This is a genomic window from Phytomonospora endophytica (assembly GCF_014202425.1).
GTDB lineage: Bacteria > Actinomycetota > Actinomycetes > Mycobacteriales > Micromonosporaceae > Phytomonospora > Phytomonospora endophytica.
The window spans coordinates 192421-207299 of the sequence record NZ_JACHGT010000001.1; the positions used below are offsets into that span (position 1 = coordinate 192421).

The 14879-nt window shown below is 71.3% G+C and carries 12 protein-coding genes; 8 read left to right on the top strand and 4 right to left on the bottom strand.

The features are described from left to right. Positions 1 to 18 precede the first annotated feature (18 nt). On the top strand, positions 19 to 786 hold the full coding sequence (map, locus tag HNR73_RS00840; protein ID WP_184785242.1) for a type I methionyl aminopeptidase: 768 nt from the start codon (positions 19 to 21) through the stop codon (positions 784 to 786). Further along, positions 783 to 1298, top strand: a complete 516-nt coding sequence (locus HNR73_RS00845) for a GNAT family N-acetyltransferase (RefSeq protein ID WP_184785243.1) — start codon at positions 783 to 785, stop codon at positions 1296 to 1298. The genes map and HNR73_RS00845 overlap by 4 nt, the downstream gene beginning before the upstream one ends. On the opposite strand, the gene HNR73_RS00850 is transcribed toward HNR73_RS00845, so the two are convergent. The 3 genes from HNR73_RS00850 to HNR73_RS00860 form a co-directional block, all read right to left on the bottom strand. Beyond that, positions 1286 to 2335: a LacI family DNA-binding transcriptional regulator gene (locus HNR73_RS00850; protein WP_184785244.1), complete on the bottom strand. Its 1050-nt coding sequence runs from the start codon at positions 2333 to 2335 to the stop codon at positions 1286 to 1288. The two genes, HNR73_RS00845 and HNR73_RS00850, sit on opposite strands and share 13 nt — an antisense overlap. Next, a complete protein-coding gene (locus tag HNR73_RS00855) occupies positions 2332 to 5154 on the bottom strand; it encodes a glycoside hydrolase family 3 protein (RefSeq protein WP_184785245.1) in 2823 nt (940 codons plus the stop codon). Before HNR73_RS00855 ends, HNR73_RS00850 begins: the two co-directional genes overlap by 4 nt. A gap of 217 nt (positions 5155 to 5371) precedes the next feature. Next, the gene (locus HNR73_RS00860; RefSeq protein WP_184785246.1) at positions 5372 to 6577 is read right to left on the bottom strand and encodes an ROK family transcriptional regulator; all 1206 of its coding nucleotides are present in this window, start codon (positions 6575 to 6577) and stop codon (positions 5372 to 5374) included. A 220-nt stretch (positions 6578 to 6797) separates the two neighbouring features. On the opposite strand from HNR73_RS00860, the gene HNR73_RS00865 reads away from it, so the two are divergent. The 5 genes from HNR73_RS00865 (at position 6798) to HNR73_RS00885 (ending at position 12324) form a co-directional block, all read left to right on the top strand. After that, positions 6798 to 8477: an extracellular solute-binding protein gene (locus HNR73_RS00865; RefSeq protein WP_184785247.1), complete on the top strand. Its 1680-nt coding sequence runs from the start codon at positions 6798 to 6800 to the stop codon at positions 8475 to 8477. An 84-nt stretch (positions 8478 to 8561) separates the two neighbouring features. Continuing rightward, positions 8562 to 9548 carry an ABC transporter permease gene (locus HNR73_RS00870; protein ID WP_184785248.1) on the top strand — a complete coding sequence of 329 codons (987 nt, stop codon included), beginning with the start codon at positions 8562 to 8564 and terminating at the stop codon, positions 9546 to 9548. Then, positions 9545 to 10465 carry a carbohydrate ABC transporter permease gene (locus HNR73_RS00875; RefSeq protein ID WP_184785249.1) on the top strand — a complete coding sequence of 307 codons (921 nt, stop codon included), beginning with the start codon at positions 9545 to 9547 and terminating at the stop codon, positions 10463 to 10465. The genes HNR73_RS00870 and HNR73_RS00875 overlap by 4 nt, the downstream gene beginning before the upstream one ends. Positions 10466 to 10476: 11 nt before the next feature. After that, positions 10477 to 11454 (top strand): acetylxylan esterase, encoded by a 978-nt coding sequence (locus tag HNR73_RS00880; protein WP_184785250.1) that lies wholly within the window; start codon positions 10477 to 10479, stop codon positions 11452 to 11454. Between the two features lie 75 nt (positions 11455 to 11529). Then, positions 11530 to 12324, top strand: coding sequence for a hypothetical protein (locus HNR73_RS00885; RefSeq protein ID WP_184785251.1), 795 nt, complete (start codon positions 11530 to 11532; stop codon positions 12322 to 12324). 26 nt (positions 12325 to 12350) lie between these two features. Here the strand turns inward: HNR73_RS00885 and HNR73_RS00890 are convergent, their stop codons facing one another. Further along, positions 12351 to 13193, bottom strand: coding sequence for a phosphotransferase (locus HNR73_RS00890; RefSeq protein ID WP_184785252.1), 843 nt, complete (start codon positions 13191 to 13193; stop codon positions 12351 to 12353). 156 nt (positions 13194 to 13349) lie between these two features. On the opposite strand from HNR73_RS00890, the gene HNR73_RS00895 reads away from it, so the two are divergent. Next, positions 13350 to 14849: an MFS transporter gene (locus HNR73_RS00895; protein ID WP_184785253.1), complete on the top strand. Its 1500-nt coding sequence runs from the start codon at positions 13350 to 13352 to the stop codon at positions 14847 to 14849. The last annotated feature ends 30 nt before the right edge of the window (positions 14850 to 14879 follow it).

Genomic DNA, 14879 nt, shown 5'->3' on the forward strand with positions numbered 1-14879 from the left:
CGGGATCGGAGTGGGACCGTGGTCGAGTTGAAGACGCCCTCGGAGATCGCCCTCATGCGAGAGGCGGGACGGGTCGTCGCCCAGGCGCTGACCGCCGTGCGCGAACGCGCCGCCGTCGGCGTCTCGCCGAAGGAGCTGGACGACGTCGCGGGCCAGGTGATCGCCGACGCGGGCGCGACCTCGCCCTTCCTCGGCTACGTGCCGGGCTTCGCCAAGACGCCCTACCCCGCGGTGACCTGCATCAGCGTCAACGACGCCATCGTGCACGGCATCCCCGGCGCCGAACCCCTCGCCGAAGGCGACCTGGTCAGCGTCGACTGCGGAGCCGTCCTCGGCGGCTGGTGCGGCGACTCGGCGATCAGCTTCACCGTCGGCGCCGCCGACCCGGCCGACACCGCCCTCATGGAGGCGACACGGCGCGCGATGCACGCCGGAATCGCCGCGGCCGTCCCCGGCGCGAAGATGGGCGACGTCTCGGCGGCGATCGGCGAGGTCGGCCGCGCCGCCGGATACGGGCTCCTCGCCGGGTGGGGAGGCCACGGCATCGGCCGCAGCATGCACGAGGACCCGCACGTGCCCAACGAGGGCCCCGCCGGTCGCGGGCTGCGCCTGCGCGCCGGACTGGTGATCGCGATCGAGCCGATGTTCAACATCGGCGGCCGCGACGACTCGCGCCTCGACACCGACGGCTGGACGCTCCGGACCACCGACGGCACCCGCGCCGCCCACTTCGAACACACGATCGCCGTCACCGAGGACGGGCCGCGTATCCTTACGGCCCTATGAGCGACATCAAGATCCGCCGCACCGTCGAAACCGACATTCCGACCGTGCTCAAGATGGGCGACGACGCCGTGTCCTGGCTGGTCTCCCAGGGCCGCACCGGACAGTGGGGCGAGAAGCCCTGGACCGGCAACCAGGCGATCACCCAGAAGATGCACGCCCGGCTGACCACCTGCGAGTTCTACCTCGCCGAGATCGACGGGGAACCCGCCGGGGCGCTGGCCGTCAGCCGCGAGGCGCAGCCCTACGTCGCGGTCGCCGAGGAGCCGGAGCTCTACGTCCAGTTCCTCATCACCGCCGGGGCCTTCCGCGGCCACGGCGTCGGCGCCCGCCTGCTGGCGCACGCCCGTGAGCGTGCCGAGGCGTGGGGCGTGGCACAGGTCCGCGTCGACTGCTACGCCGGCGACGACCGCAAGCTCGTCGCCTTCTACGTGTCGCAGGGCTTCGCGCCGATCGAGACCTTCACCGTCGGCGAGAAGAACTGGCCGGGTCAGCTGCTGGGCTACCGGCTCTGACCCGTCCCCGAACTCTCCCGCACGGTCAGGCGCGGCGCCAGCAGCGTCTCGCCCGGCGCGACGCCACCGTCCAGTTTGGACATCAGTAGCGCCACCGCGCGCTCGCCGAGATCCTCGGCCGGGATGAGCACCGAGGACAGCGCCGGCGAGGTCCGCTCGGCGACGTCCTCGGGGCAGATCGCGACCACCGCGATGTCCCGGCCGACCTTGTGCCCCAGGGCTTTCAGCTCGGCCAGTACGTGACCGACGGCGGCCTCGTTGTGGACCGCGAGGCCGGTCGTGCCCGGATGGTTGGCCAGCACACCGCGCACGGCACCGGCCGCCGAGGCCGCGTCGTCCTCGCAGGGCACCGCGGCGGCCTCGATCCCGCGCGCGGCGGCGCGTTCGAGGAAGCCCGCGCGGGTGCGGCGGGCGAAACCGGTGTCACGGCCGTAGACGACCGCGGGGGCGCCGAGCAACGCCACCCGGGTGTGGCCGAGCTCGGCGAGGTGGTCGGCGCAGGCCGCGCCCGCCGCGGCGAAGTCGAGGTCGACACAGGTCAGACCCGTGCCGTCGGAGGGGATCCCGATGAGCACGCTGCACAGGTCGAGTTCGCGCAGCAGCGGCACACGCGGGTCCTCCCACTCCACGTCCATCAGGATCAGACCGTCCACCATGGACCCCGCCGCGAGTCGCCGCAGCCCGTCGGGACCCTCGTCGGCGGTCACCAGGAGCACGTCGTGATCGTGCTGCCGCGCGGTGATCGCGACGGCCGTGGCGAAGCGCATCAGCACCGGCATGTGCATCCCCGACCGCAGCGGCAGCACCATCGCGATCACGTTGGACCGCTTGCTGGCCAGGGAACGCGCGCCCGCGTGCGGGTGATAGCCCAGGACCCGGATGCTGGCCAGGACGCGCTGCCTGGTCGTCTCCGAGATCATCCGCTTCCCACTGAGCACATAGGACACGGTGCTCACGGCGACCCCGGCGTGCCCGGCGACGTCGGCGATGGTCACCGATCCCGGGCGTTGCGCGCGTTTGCGGCCGGCCTCGGTCATGTGCTCTCCACCCGGAAGTCCAGTCGGCCGACCACGATGCCGGCCGTGCCGTAGACAAGGTACAGATCCCCGGCCCCCGGCGCGGCCGGCAGCGGGGCGTCGAGCACCGCGAACTCCTGCGGGCCGCCCGTCGGCGGGACCGTGAAGGCCGCCAGCACCGGCCCGGCGTGCGGGTCGAAACGCCGCAGCGTCACCGTCGCCGGGATCGGCGAGGGATTCGCCGCCCGCATCCGGCATGCCGTGACCGACGGATCGACCGTCACGTCGTGGAACGCCGTCCACGCGCCGTCGCGCGTCGCGGCCACCGCGTCGCCCGACAGCGGGGTCTCCGGCACCAGGCCCGCGTCGCAGTAGTCGTCGTGGTCGGCGGCGAGCAGCTCGCCGAGCAGGACCCTGGGCGACGGCGCCTCCCCACGGACGGTGATCGTCGCCGACAACTGGATGTCGGTCGCGGCCCGGCCCACCTGGAGCCGGTGCCGTGCCGCCGGGACCGTCCACCGCCCGGCGCCCACGTCCCAGTGCCCCAGCTCGGCGGCGTCCACCCGCAGGGTCACCGAACGCGACTCGCCCGGCGCCAGCCGCACCTTCGCGAAGGCACGCAGCTGCCGCAGCGGCGTCGGGATCCGGGAGCGCGCGCGGTGGCCGTACAGCTGCACGACCTCGACGGCCGGCCGCTCACCGGGATTGGCCAGGACGACTTCGGCCTCGACCGTCCCGTCGGCGTCGACCGTGTCCGTCGAGAGGCGGAGTTCCTTGTACTCCACCGTTCCGTAGCCGAGCCCGTGGCCGAAGGGGTACAGCGGCGTGCCGCGGAAGTACAGGTAGGTCGCCTCTCCCGCGATGACGTCGTAGTCGAGGAGGTCGGGAAGGTCGGCGGCGTCTCGGTACCAGGTCTGGGTCAGGCGCCCGCCCGGTTCGGCGTCGCCGTAAAGCACCTCGGCGAGGGCATGGCCGTACTCCTGCCCGCCGTGCGCCGACCACAGGATCGCCGGGAGCCTGTCCTGTGCCCAGGTGATCGCGTACGGGTAGCTGCTCTGCAGCACCAGGACGGTTCGCGGGTTGGCCGCGTGCACGGCCTCCAGCAGCCGCTGTTGCGCCGGCGGCAGGGCGAGATCGGGCCGGTCCTCGGTCTCGCGGCCGTTGACGAGCGGATGGTTGCCCAGCACGACGACGGCCACGTCGGCCTCGGCCGCCAGCCGCGCGGCCTCGGCGGCACCGTCGGTGAGGACCTCGACGGTGAACACACCGGCGGCGGTCTCACTCGCGTCGGCGCGCAGGATCCCGTCATCGCCCGCGCGCAGCCACTTCCCGGAGCCGGGGTGCCGCAGCCGCAGGCCGCCGTCGGCGAGGTAGCCGGGCACGAAGGTCTCGCGCACGACCCACTCGTGCGGGCCGGGGGAGGTGTCGCTCAGGGTCCCGTCCTCGGCGACGGTCACGAACCGTCCACTCGCGACCGACAGCAGCGTCCACTGATCCCCGCCCCAGTCGTAGGCGGCGAACGCCGTCGGAGGGCTCGGGGCGAGCCGCAGCGCGCCGAGGCCGTCGGAGACGACCGCCAGGCCGTTCGAGGACAGCGCGATCGTGTCGGCGCCGTCGGCGGCGGTGACCTGGTCGGCACCGAGCCGCGCGGCCAGCCCGTCCTTGGCGGTCACCGCGTAGGGGAGCGTGCCGCTGTACCAGTCGGTGAGCTGCCGGTCGCCGAGCGGCCCGAGGACCGCCACGGTCCTCGACCGCTCCGGGGCCAGGGGAAGCAGCCCGCATTCGCGCTTGAGCAGGACGAACCCGTCGGTGGCCGCCTCCCGGGCCAGCGCCCGGTGCCCGGGGGAGTCGATGACCTCGGCGGGGATCGCGGTGTACGGGTTGAGCTCGGGCGGGTCGAACTCGCCGAGCCGGAAGCGCAGGGTGAGCAGCCGCCGGACCGCGACGTCCACATCGGACTGCTCGATGAGTCCCTTGTGGAGGGCCTCGGTGACGCGGGCGATGGTGGGCTCCGAGTCGGCGCTGTTGTCGGTGAAGCTGTCGATACCGGCGCGCAGCGCGGCCGCGTGCGAATGGGCGTGGTCGTCGAAGTAGTGCTGCGGGTCGACGAGATTGGACGGCGCCTGTGCGTCGCTGACGACGACCACGTCGGGCTGCCATTCGCGCAGCACCTCGCCGATCAGCGGCGACACGTGCGCGGGACGCCCGTTGATCAGGTTGTAGGAGGCCATCACGGCGACCGCGGCACCCTCCGTCAGGGCCTTGCGATACGCGGGCAGCTCGTACTCGTGCAGCACGCGCCGCCCGAGGTTCGACGAGGTGACGCAGCGGTCGGTCTCGTTGTTGTAGGCCAGGAAGTGCTTGAGGGTGGGCGCGGTCTTCAGATAGACCGGGTGGTCCCCGCGCAGCCCGCGAGAGTACGCGGTGGCGAGCACACCGGTGAGCCACGGATCCTCGGCGTGGCCCTCCTCGTTGCGTCCCCAGCGCGGATCGCGCAGCGGGTTGACCACCGGCGCCCAGACGTTGAGCCCGCAGCGGCCCGTCGCGTGGTGGAAGGCGCGTACCTCGTCGCCGACGGCGGCCCCGACCCGCTCCATCAGTTCCGGGTCCCAGGTGCTCGCCAGCCCGACGACCTGCGGGAAGACGGTGGCCGGACCGAGCCAGGCCAGTCCGTGCGCGGCCTCGGTCCCGGTGGTGAAGGCGGCCGTCCCCAGGCGCTCGACCGGGGGCTGGTGCTGATGCAGGAAGGCGACCTTCTCCTCGAAGCTCAAGGCGCCGAGGAGGGCGTCGACGCGTTCGGTCAGGGGCCGCGTGTGGTCCAGGTGGACGGATGCGTTCATCGACGGTCCTTTGCCTGTGTCGAAGCGCTTCGACGACGTGCCGGGCCGAGCCGGCCGGAAAGGCGGCGGCGAACGGTTCATCGAAGCGTTTCGACGGATATCCGGAGAGGTTTCGGTTCTGTTTCGGCGGCGGTGCATTGAGGCTGGCACCGCGACGACGCGGCGGTCAAGGCCGCCGTGGGTCTCTTTTCGGTAACACGCCCGTCCTGAGTGGACCTCAGACCGAGAGTTTGGCGTAGTCGACGGCGTCGAGAACCGAGGCCGCACCGCCCGAGGCGGCCGCGGAGTGCGCCAGCTCGGAGACGGCCAGGCGGCAGCCGCCCGCGTCGGGCGCGATGACCCGCCGGTTCAGCTCGGCCTGCGCGCTCGGCAGCAGCCACGCCGCCAAGGGCACGTAGTGGCCGCCGAGGACGATCAGCGAGGGGTTGAGGACGTTGGCGAGGACCGCGACCCCGCGGCCGAGCAGGCCGCCGATCTCGGTCAGCGCGTCGACGACCACCTTGTCCCCGGCCTTGGCACGCCGGGCGATCTCGGCGACCTCGGGATCGAGGTCGCGCAGGGCCTCCTCGGTGTTGTCCGGGTCGATCCGGCGCACGATCGCCGCCGTGCCCGCGACCGCCTCCAGGCAGCCGCGCCGGCCGCACGCGCACAGGGGCCCGTCGGCGACGACCTCGACGTGCCCGATCTCGCCGGCCGCGCCCCGGGCGCCGCGCACGAGCTGCCCGGCGATGAGGATCCCGGCGCCGAGGCCGAGCTCACCGGTGAGGTACGCGCTGTCGGGATGCCCGGCGGCGGCCCCGTAGCGGTACTCGGCGAGCGCGCCCAGGTTGGCGTCGTTGTCGACGGTCACGGGGTAGGCGGGGTTGCCGAGGGCCGAGCGGAGGGCGGCGGCGAGGTCCACATCGGACCAGCCGAGGTTGGGGGCGTTGGCCACCACGCCAGCCGGGGTGACCAGTCCGGGCACGCCGACGGTGAGGCCGATGATGCGGCGGTCCTGCCGGTCGATGCGGGCGGCGGCGCGGCGGGCGAGTGCCGCGATCGCGGTGGCCGCGCGGGCGGCGGTGGAGTCGAGGCCGTCGAAGGACCGGCGCCAGGAGAGGATCCGCGCGCCGCCGAGGTCGATCGCCGACAGCGCGAGGTAGTCGGTGTTGACCTCGATCCCGAGCGCGACGTAGGGCTCGCCGTCGAGCACGAGCATGGTCGCCGGGCGGCCGATACGGCGTTCGGTGAGGCCGGTCTCGCGCAGCAGGCGGCGGTCGATGAGGTCGGCGACGAGGCTGGAGACGGTGGCCTTGTTCAGGCCGGTCTCGGCGGCGATGTCGGCGCGCGAGCAGGGGGCGTTGGCGTGGACATGGCGCAGCACCACGGCGAGGTTCGTGGCACGAACCACGGCGAAATCGGCCGGGTTGGGACCGGTCGGCATGTCGGCGTACTCCGTTCGCGATGGTGGCCGGCGCCCCGTGGCGGGGCCCCGTGTTCATCATGCCGTGCCGGTGGGCGGCGCACCGCGCGCGTACCCGGCCGAGACGGCCTTGTGGCCTCCGCCACCATGGACTAGTTTGTTTAGACGATAGCCCAACTAATTCTACCGAAGGCGTCCTCCCACGCCATCCGGTGACACGCTTCGAAAGGAGCGACCAGACGTGAAACGACCCCTCACCGCGGCGGCGGTCGACCGGCGCGGTTTCCTCTCCCTGCTCGGCGTCGGCGCCCTCGCCACCACCTCCGGCGGCCTGCTCGCCGCCTGCGGATCCGGGGGTGGCGGCGCCGGTGACCAGGGCATGGCGACCCAGACCGACAAGCTCCTCCAGCTCATGCCCACGTACAAGCCGGTCGAGCTCATCCCGCCGGACATCGCCGGCGTCGGCGGCGCCCCGAACGGGTACCTCAGCTACCCGAGGAATCTGGTCCAGGCGATCACCGAGACGCCCGGCACCAGCGGCAAGGAGATCTCCGCGATGGCCCCACATTGGGGGACCGTCCCGCCCGCCCTCGGCGGCAACGCCTACTACGACGCGATCAACACCCGCCTCGGCGTGCCCGTCAAGTTCTCCCTCCAGGACGGCGTCACCTACTACGAGAAGCTCAACACCATCCTCGGCGCCAAGGACGTGCCCGAGGTCTTGAGCATCCCCTCGTGGAACGTCGCCGGGCTCGCCCACTTCAGCGACGCCGCCGAGGCGCTGTTCACCGACCTGACGCCGCACCTCCAGGGCGACAAGGCGCTGACCTACCCGATGCTGGCGAACCTCCCCACCAAGTCGTGGCTGGAGTGCATCTGGAACGGCAAGCTCATGGCCGTCCCCTTCCCCTCCGACGGTTTCGCCTGGGGCTTCTTCTACCGCAAGGACATCTTCACCAAGCTCGGTGCCGTGCCTCCCACCACCGCCCAGGAGCTCTACGACCTGGGCAAGGCCGTCACCGACCCCAACGCCAAGCGCTGGGCCTTCGGCGCCATCACCTGGGAGGTCGAGCGCCTCTTCGGTTCGCCGGGAACCCAGGAGGGCTGGCGCAAGAACCCCGACGGCACGGTCGTCAACAAGATCGAGACGCCGGAGTACGCCGCGGCGATCGAGTTCATGACCAAGCTGTTCACCGACGGTCTCGTCCACCCCGAGATGATGAACAGCACCGGCGACGCCAAGCAGCTGTTCAACAGCGGCGAGATGCTCATGACCACCGACGGTTTCGGCGGCTGGGAGGGCGCCCTGGCGACCGAGCCGGCGATCAACCCCGAGTTCGACATGCAGCCGGTCCTGCCCTACTCCCACGACGGGAAGGCCACGCCGATCATTCGCGGCGGCGGCAAGGTCGTGTTCTACAGCTTCATCCGCAAGGACCTGAGTGAGGACCGGGTCAAGGAGATCCTGCGGGTCATGAACTGGTGCGGCGCCCCCTACGGTTCGCAGGAGGCGGAACTGATCCAGTTCGGCGTCGAAGGACAGCACTTCACCAGGGGCGCCGACGGAACACCGGTGAAGAACGACCTGGGCAACACCGAGGTCGCCGCCCCCTACGCCGGCATCAGCGGCGCCCCGGCGATCATCACCCCCGCGAAGTACTTCGACAAGGTGCAGGCGCGCGTCGACTGGAACAACGCCGCCATGCCGTTCATGGAGAAGGACCCGTGGGAGGGCATCCGCCTGGAGATCCCCTCGAAGGTGGCGGCCCTCAAGCAGCCGACTGAGGACAAGATCAACGACATCATCCGCGGCCGCACCCCGCTCTCGGAGCTGGAGAGCATCAAGAAGGAATGGCTGCAGAAGGGCGGCGAGGAAGGCCGCGAGTTCTACGCCAAGGCCCTCAGCGACAACGGCCGGTGAGCCGGTGTCCACAGTGCACAACGGGGGATCCGGCACCGGCCGGATCCCTTCCCTCCCACGTCGCCGGGCCGATGGGGGACCGCGATGCCGACGATTACCGATGAACGGGCCTCCGGTGCGGCACCGGTGACGGCGGCCCCCGCCGTACGCCGGCGCCGGCGCACACCCCTGGCCGCGAGACTCCGCCGGGACTGGCCGCTGCTGGCCATGACCGTGCCCGCAGCGGGCCTGCTGGTCGTCTTCCACTACATCCCGACCCTGTGGAACGCGATCGCCTTCCAGGACTACAACCCCTACGCGGGCGTCGGCGGCAGCGCGTGGGTCGGGCTCGGCACCTTCGAGCGCATGCTGAGCGATCCGGGCTTCTGGGACGCGACGGTCAACACCCTGGCGCTGACCGGTTTCCAGCTGGTGTTCTTCTTCCCCATCCCGATCGCGCTGGCCCTGCTGCTCAACTCGGTGCTGTCGCGGCGGGTCCGCAAGGTCATGCAGAGCGTGGTCTACCTGCCGCACTTCTTCTCGTGGGTCCTGGTCATCTCCTTCTTCGAGCAGATGCTCGGCGGCGCCGGGCTGCTCGCTCAGGAGATGCGCGAACTGGGCATGGAACCGCTCAACATCATGAACAACCCCGAGACCTTCCCGCTGCTGGTCACCGCCCAGTCGGTGTGGATGGACGCGGGCTGGGGCATGATCGTGTTCCTCGCGGCCCTCTCGGCGATCAACCCGAGCCTCTACGAGGCCGCGGCCAGCGACGGCGCCGGACGCCGGCGGCGCCTGTGGCACGTCACGCTTCCCGGCCTGCGGCCGGTGATCGTGCTGCTGCTGATCCTCAAACTCGGCAACGCGCTCTCGGTCGGCTTCGAGCAGTTCCTGATCCAGCGCGACGCCGTCGGCGCCGGGGCCGCCGAGGTCCTCGACACCTACGTGTACTTCCAGGGCGTCGTCGTCGGCGACCTCAGTTACGGCGCAGCCGCCGGAATCTTCAAGGGCGTGGTCGGCCTCGTGCTGATCCTGGTGGCGAACCGGGTGGCGCACGCCCTCGGCGAGCAGGGGGTGTATTCGAAGCAATGACGACCGCGACCATCAAACGCAGGCATCCCGAGCGTCCCGTGTGGGAGGAGGAACCGTCCCCGGTCGGCAAGGGCCTCAAGGGGATCGCGCTGACCGGCATCGCCTTGGCCGTGGTGTTCCCGATGTGGGTGGTGCTCGTGACGAGCCTGTCGCCCGAGCGGGTCATCAACGAGTCGGGCGGCCTCGTCGTCATCCCCGGTGAACTGTCGCTGCGGGCCTACGAGCAGATCCTGTCCGGTGGGACCGTGACCCGCGCGGTCCTCGTGTCGACGGGCGTCACGCTGGTCGGCACGGTCTTCAGCGTCGTCCTGTCGGTGCTGGCCGCCTACGGCCTCTCACGCCGGGGATCGGTGCTGCACCGGCCGCTGCTGTTCGTCTTCCTGCTCACCTTCCTCTTCGGGCCCGGGCTCGTGCCGTCCTACCTGATGGTCACCGGACTCGGCCTGAAGGACAGTTACTGGGCGCTGATCCTGCCCAGCGCCATCAACGCCTTCAACCTGGTGGTGCTGCGCGCGTTCTTCATGGCCATCCCGCAGGAGCTTTTCGACTCGGCGCGCATCGACGGCGCCGGCGAGGTGCGCATCCTGACCCGGATCGTGCTGCCCCTGTCGAAGGCGGTGACGGCCGTCGTGGCGCTGTTCTACGCCGTCGGCTACTGGAACGCGTTCTTCAACGCCGTCCTCTACATCGACGACAACTCCATGTCGCCGCTCCAGGTCCTGTTGCGCGGCATGGTCCTCCAGGGCACCAACCCCACCGGCTTCGCCGGACCGACGCCCGGAACCGCCGTCGTCGCACCGAACCTGGCGATCAAGATGGCGGTCGTCATGCTCGCCGTCGTGCCCGCGCTGCTGGTGTTCCCCTTCGTGCAACGCCACTTCACCAAGGGTGTCATCACCGGCGCCGTCAAGGGATAGGCTCTGTCACCATGTGGTTTGACCTCTCGCCAGAGAAACTGCGTGATTACCGCCCCGACCGCGAAGAACCCGGCGATTTCGATCGCTTCTGGCTCGACACCCTCGCCGAGGCCAGGACCCACGAGCTCGCCGCGACCTTCCTGCCCTTCGACTCCCTCCTCGCGACCGTCGACGTCTTCGACGTGACCTTCGCCGGATACGCCGGCGATCCCGTCCGCGGCTGGTTCATCGTGCCCAGGGGACTCCCCGATGAGCCGCTGCCCTGCGTCGTTTCCTACATCGGCTACGGCGGCGGGCGTGGCAAGCCGCACGAGCACCTGTTCTGGAGCGCGGCGGGCTACGCCAACTTCGTCATGGACACCCGCGGCCAGGGTGGCCGCGGCTACGGCGGCGGAGGGGCGACGGGTGACCCCGACCCGGTCGGCGCCTCGGCCAACGACGGGTACATGACCCGCGGGATCGAAAGCCCCGACACGTACTACTACCGGCGCGTGTTCACCGACGCCGCCCGGGCGATCGAGGCGGCCCGCTCGCACCCGCGCGTCGACGCGTCGCGGATCGTGCTGGCCGGCGGGAGCCAGGGCGGCGGGATCACGCTCGCGGCGGCGGGTCTGGTGCCCGACGTCGCCGCGGCCCTGCCCGACGTGCCATTCCTGTGCCACTTCCGCCGCGCGACGACGCTGGTGGATCAGGAGCCCTACAACCAGATCGGGAACTTCCTGCGCAGCCGCCGCGATCTGGTGGAGACGGCCTACGAGACCCTTTCGTACTTCGACGGCATGAACTTCGCCGCCCGCGCCACGGCGCCCGCGCTGTTCTCGACCGCGCTGTGCGACCAGATCTGCCCGCCGTCGACGGTGTTCGCGGCCTACAACCACTACGCCGGGCCGAAGGACATCAAGGTGTGGCACTTCAACGGGCACGAAGGCGGCGGGCCCTACCAGGCCGAGGCGCAGCTGGAGTTCCTGGCCAAGTCCGGCCTGCGTTAGCGACGACGACCACGAGGGCCGCTCCCACCGGGAGCGGCCCTCGTCGTGTTGCCACGGCTTCCTACCGTGGAAGGCGTGCGCGCAGCCGAGAACACCGCGGTCATCGAACTGGCCTCCGCCGTCCACCACGCCCGCGCGGCACGCGACCGTGCCGAACGCGAACGCGCCCGGCTCGGCCTGAACCGCGACGGCGCCGTCGAGCTGTCGGAAGCGCTGGACACGGTCGTGGACCTCGCCGAGGGCCTCACCCGCGCGATCGTCCACGACTGGCGGCACGTCACTCACAACAGCGGCCTCATCAGGGCCTTCCGTGCGTTCACCTCGGCGGAGGACACCCTCGACGCGGCCCTCTACGGAGGCGCCGACACCCCGGTCCGCCCACGGCACGGAGCACCCCTCGCCGACGTGATCGCCGGAGCCGCCGAACACGCCCGTACCGCGGCCGCGATCGTGTCCCGACGGCGCTACCGCTGGCACGACCCGCGCGGCCTCGCGCTGCATCTCGACGCGACCGGCTCCCGGCTCACCGCGATCGTGGCCCGTCGGCTGCCGTCCGTCGCGGGCAGGCGCGTCGGGCTCGGCCCGGCGTCCGCCGTCGAGGCGTGCGCCATCGCGCACTCCCTGGTGCACGCCGCGCACCCGGAGCCGGGAGGGGAGACGGGATCCGCCCTCGCGCGCTTCGACGCCCTGCACCGTCTCTTGTGGAGGGATCTGGTCGCCGCCGGGATCGAGGCGCCCGACGCGCGTCCCGGGGGCGTCCCCGGGCAGTGCGACGGCCTCTCACACCCCGAACTCGGCGTTTCCGGTGCGGTGATGGCACTGCTCGCACGGGTCGGGCACGATCCCGTCGCGGCGAGGCTTCTCGCCTAGATCGCCGGCACCGCCCCGAAAGGCGGTTACCGGACCCGGCTCTCGGTGTCGAGTGCCGCCCGGATCCGGCCGAGCCATTCCACGCCCATCCGGCGCCCGTCCGGGAACCGGTCGTCACGATCCCAGCGCCAGGTCGTGATCATCGCCAGCACCAGGATCCGGCACTCGCGCAGCAGGTCGTGATTCACGCCCGGATAGTGCTCACCGACCTCGTCGGGCGCGTGCGCGAGGTCGAACTCGACCGGCCCGCGGCAGCACGTCTCCAAGTCGATGAACAGCGTCCCCTCATCCGTGGCGAGCAGGTTGCCCGGGTGCGGTTCCCCGTGCAGCAGCTGCTCGCCGCCGCGCGCGCCGATCGTCCGCCGCAGGTCCCGCAGGGTGCTCGCGAGTAGTTCCCGGTCGGCGTCGGCAAGTTCCGGGGTGCGGCCGGGATCGGCCACGAGCCGCTGGGCCTCTTCGACGCGATCGGTGAAGTGGGGGGCCGTGACGTCGACGGTCCGCATGCCGGTGTGCAGCCGGGCGAGAGCGTCGGCGTAAGCGGCCGGCGGGACCTCCTGGTGGGCGGCGGTTTCGTAGTGGGTCCAGAACGTCACGACGAAGCCGTCGCGCACGTAAGCCGCCGGTTCCACCCGGGGGTCGAGCGCCGCCATGGGACATCCGGCCTCGGTGAGCCGCCGGGCGAGGTCGATCTCGAAGGGCGCGATCTGTTCGGCCACGGGCGCCACGCGGGCCAGCACATCGCAGGGCAGCAGCCGCAGGGTGAGTTTGTTCGAGTCGTGGAGGACGATCGCGTCGTCGACCGCCAGTCCGAGCGTCGTGGCGATCGCCGTCGCCGCGGCCTTCGCGCGTGAGGCCTCCATCGTTCGCATCGCCGCCCGGTTCCCTTCGTCAAGATCACGTTCCGAGATCCGCGAACCGTACCAAGCGACCGGCGGACGGGCCACCGAAAATCCTGTCCCGCAAAGCTTCGAAGAGCCCTTTCATTGCGGACCGTAGCTGTCCGCAAGGCCTCATAGATTGAGGTCATGACGAAGACAGAGACGAAGAACCGATACGCCTACCTCGGCCTCGCGGCCGTCATCGCGGCCTGCGTGATGGACCTGCTCGACTCGACCGTCGTGCAGCTCGCCGCCCCCTCGATCCGCGGTGAACTCGGCGGTTCCGAGGCGAGCCTCCAGTGGATGACCGCCGGGTATACCATGGCGATGGCCGTGGGTCTGCTCGTCGGCGGACGGCTCGGTGACATGTTCGGCCGCCGCCGCGTCCTGCTCATCGGCATCGCCGGCTTCACCGCCGCCTCGCTGCTCTGCGCGCTGGCCTGGAGCCCCGAGTCGCTGATCGGGGCGCGCGTTCTCCAGGGCGCCTTCGGCGCGACCATGCTCCCGCAGACCTTCGGTCTCCTGCGCGAGATGTTCCCGGGCGAGCAGATGGCCAAGGTGTGGGGCGTCTTCGGGCCGGTCATGGGCCTGTCGGCGCTGCTCGGCCCGATCCTGTCGGGCGTCATCATCGACGCCGACATCCTCGGCACCGGCTGGCGCGCGATCTTCCTGCTGAACCTGCCCGTCGGCCTCTTCGCCCTCGCCGCCGGCGCCCGCTTCCTGCCGAAGGCCGCCGCGACCCTCCGCGATGGACGCCTCGACCTCGGCGGCATCGTGTTCGCCGCCGTCGGCATCTTCCTGCTGGTCTTCCCGCTCGTCCAGGGCCGCGAACTCGGCTGGCCGCTGTGGACGAAGCTCTCGCTCGCGCTGGCCGTCCCGATCCTCGCCGCCTTCGGCCTGCACCAGGTCCGCCGCAGCCGGGCCGGCCGCGCGACCCTCGTCGAGCCGAGCGTGTTCCGCAAGCGCCCCTACGTCTTCGGCGCGATCGTCGCGGTCGCCTTCACCGCCGCGATGGGCGGCACGATGCTGATCCTGAGCCTGCTCATGCAGATCGGCCTCGGTTTCTCGCCGCTGCGGGCCAGCCTCTCGACGCTGCCGTGGGCGCTGGGCACCATCGTCAGCGGACAGCTGATGGCCCGCCACGGCCGCCGCCTCCTGCACGTCGGTCTCGCGGTGATGGCCACCGGCCTGGTCGCCCTTCTCGTGACCTTCGAACTGGCCGGGACCTCCATCGGCAGCTGGCACTTCGTGATCCCGACCCTGATCGGCGGCGTCGGCATGGGCCAGGTCTTCGGGCCGCTGTTCGACATCATCACCGCCGGCGTCGACGACCGCGAGGTCGGCTCGGCTTCGGGCATCCTCCAGTCGGTGCAGCAGATCGGCATGTCGCTCGGGATCGCCGCCCTCGGCACGATCTTCTTCGGGCTCGCCGCGGCGACGCCGGCCGCCGACGCCGTGTCACACCGCCAGGTGTTCCTCGACGCGGCCAACACGACCGGGCTGCTCACGATCGGGCTCCTCGCGCTCGCCTTCGCGCTGGCCTTCCTGCTTCCCCGGCACGCCAGGGGACACGGCACGGCCGAGAGCGCGGCACCGTCCGCAGCGGACGCGACGGCGGCGGACCGGCGGGAGCTGGTCGCGGTCTGAGGGAACGGGGACGGCTTTCCCGGTAACGGG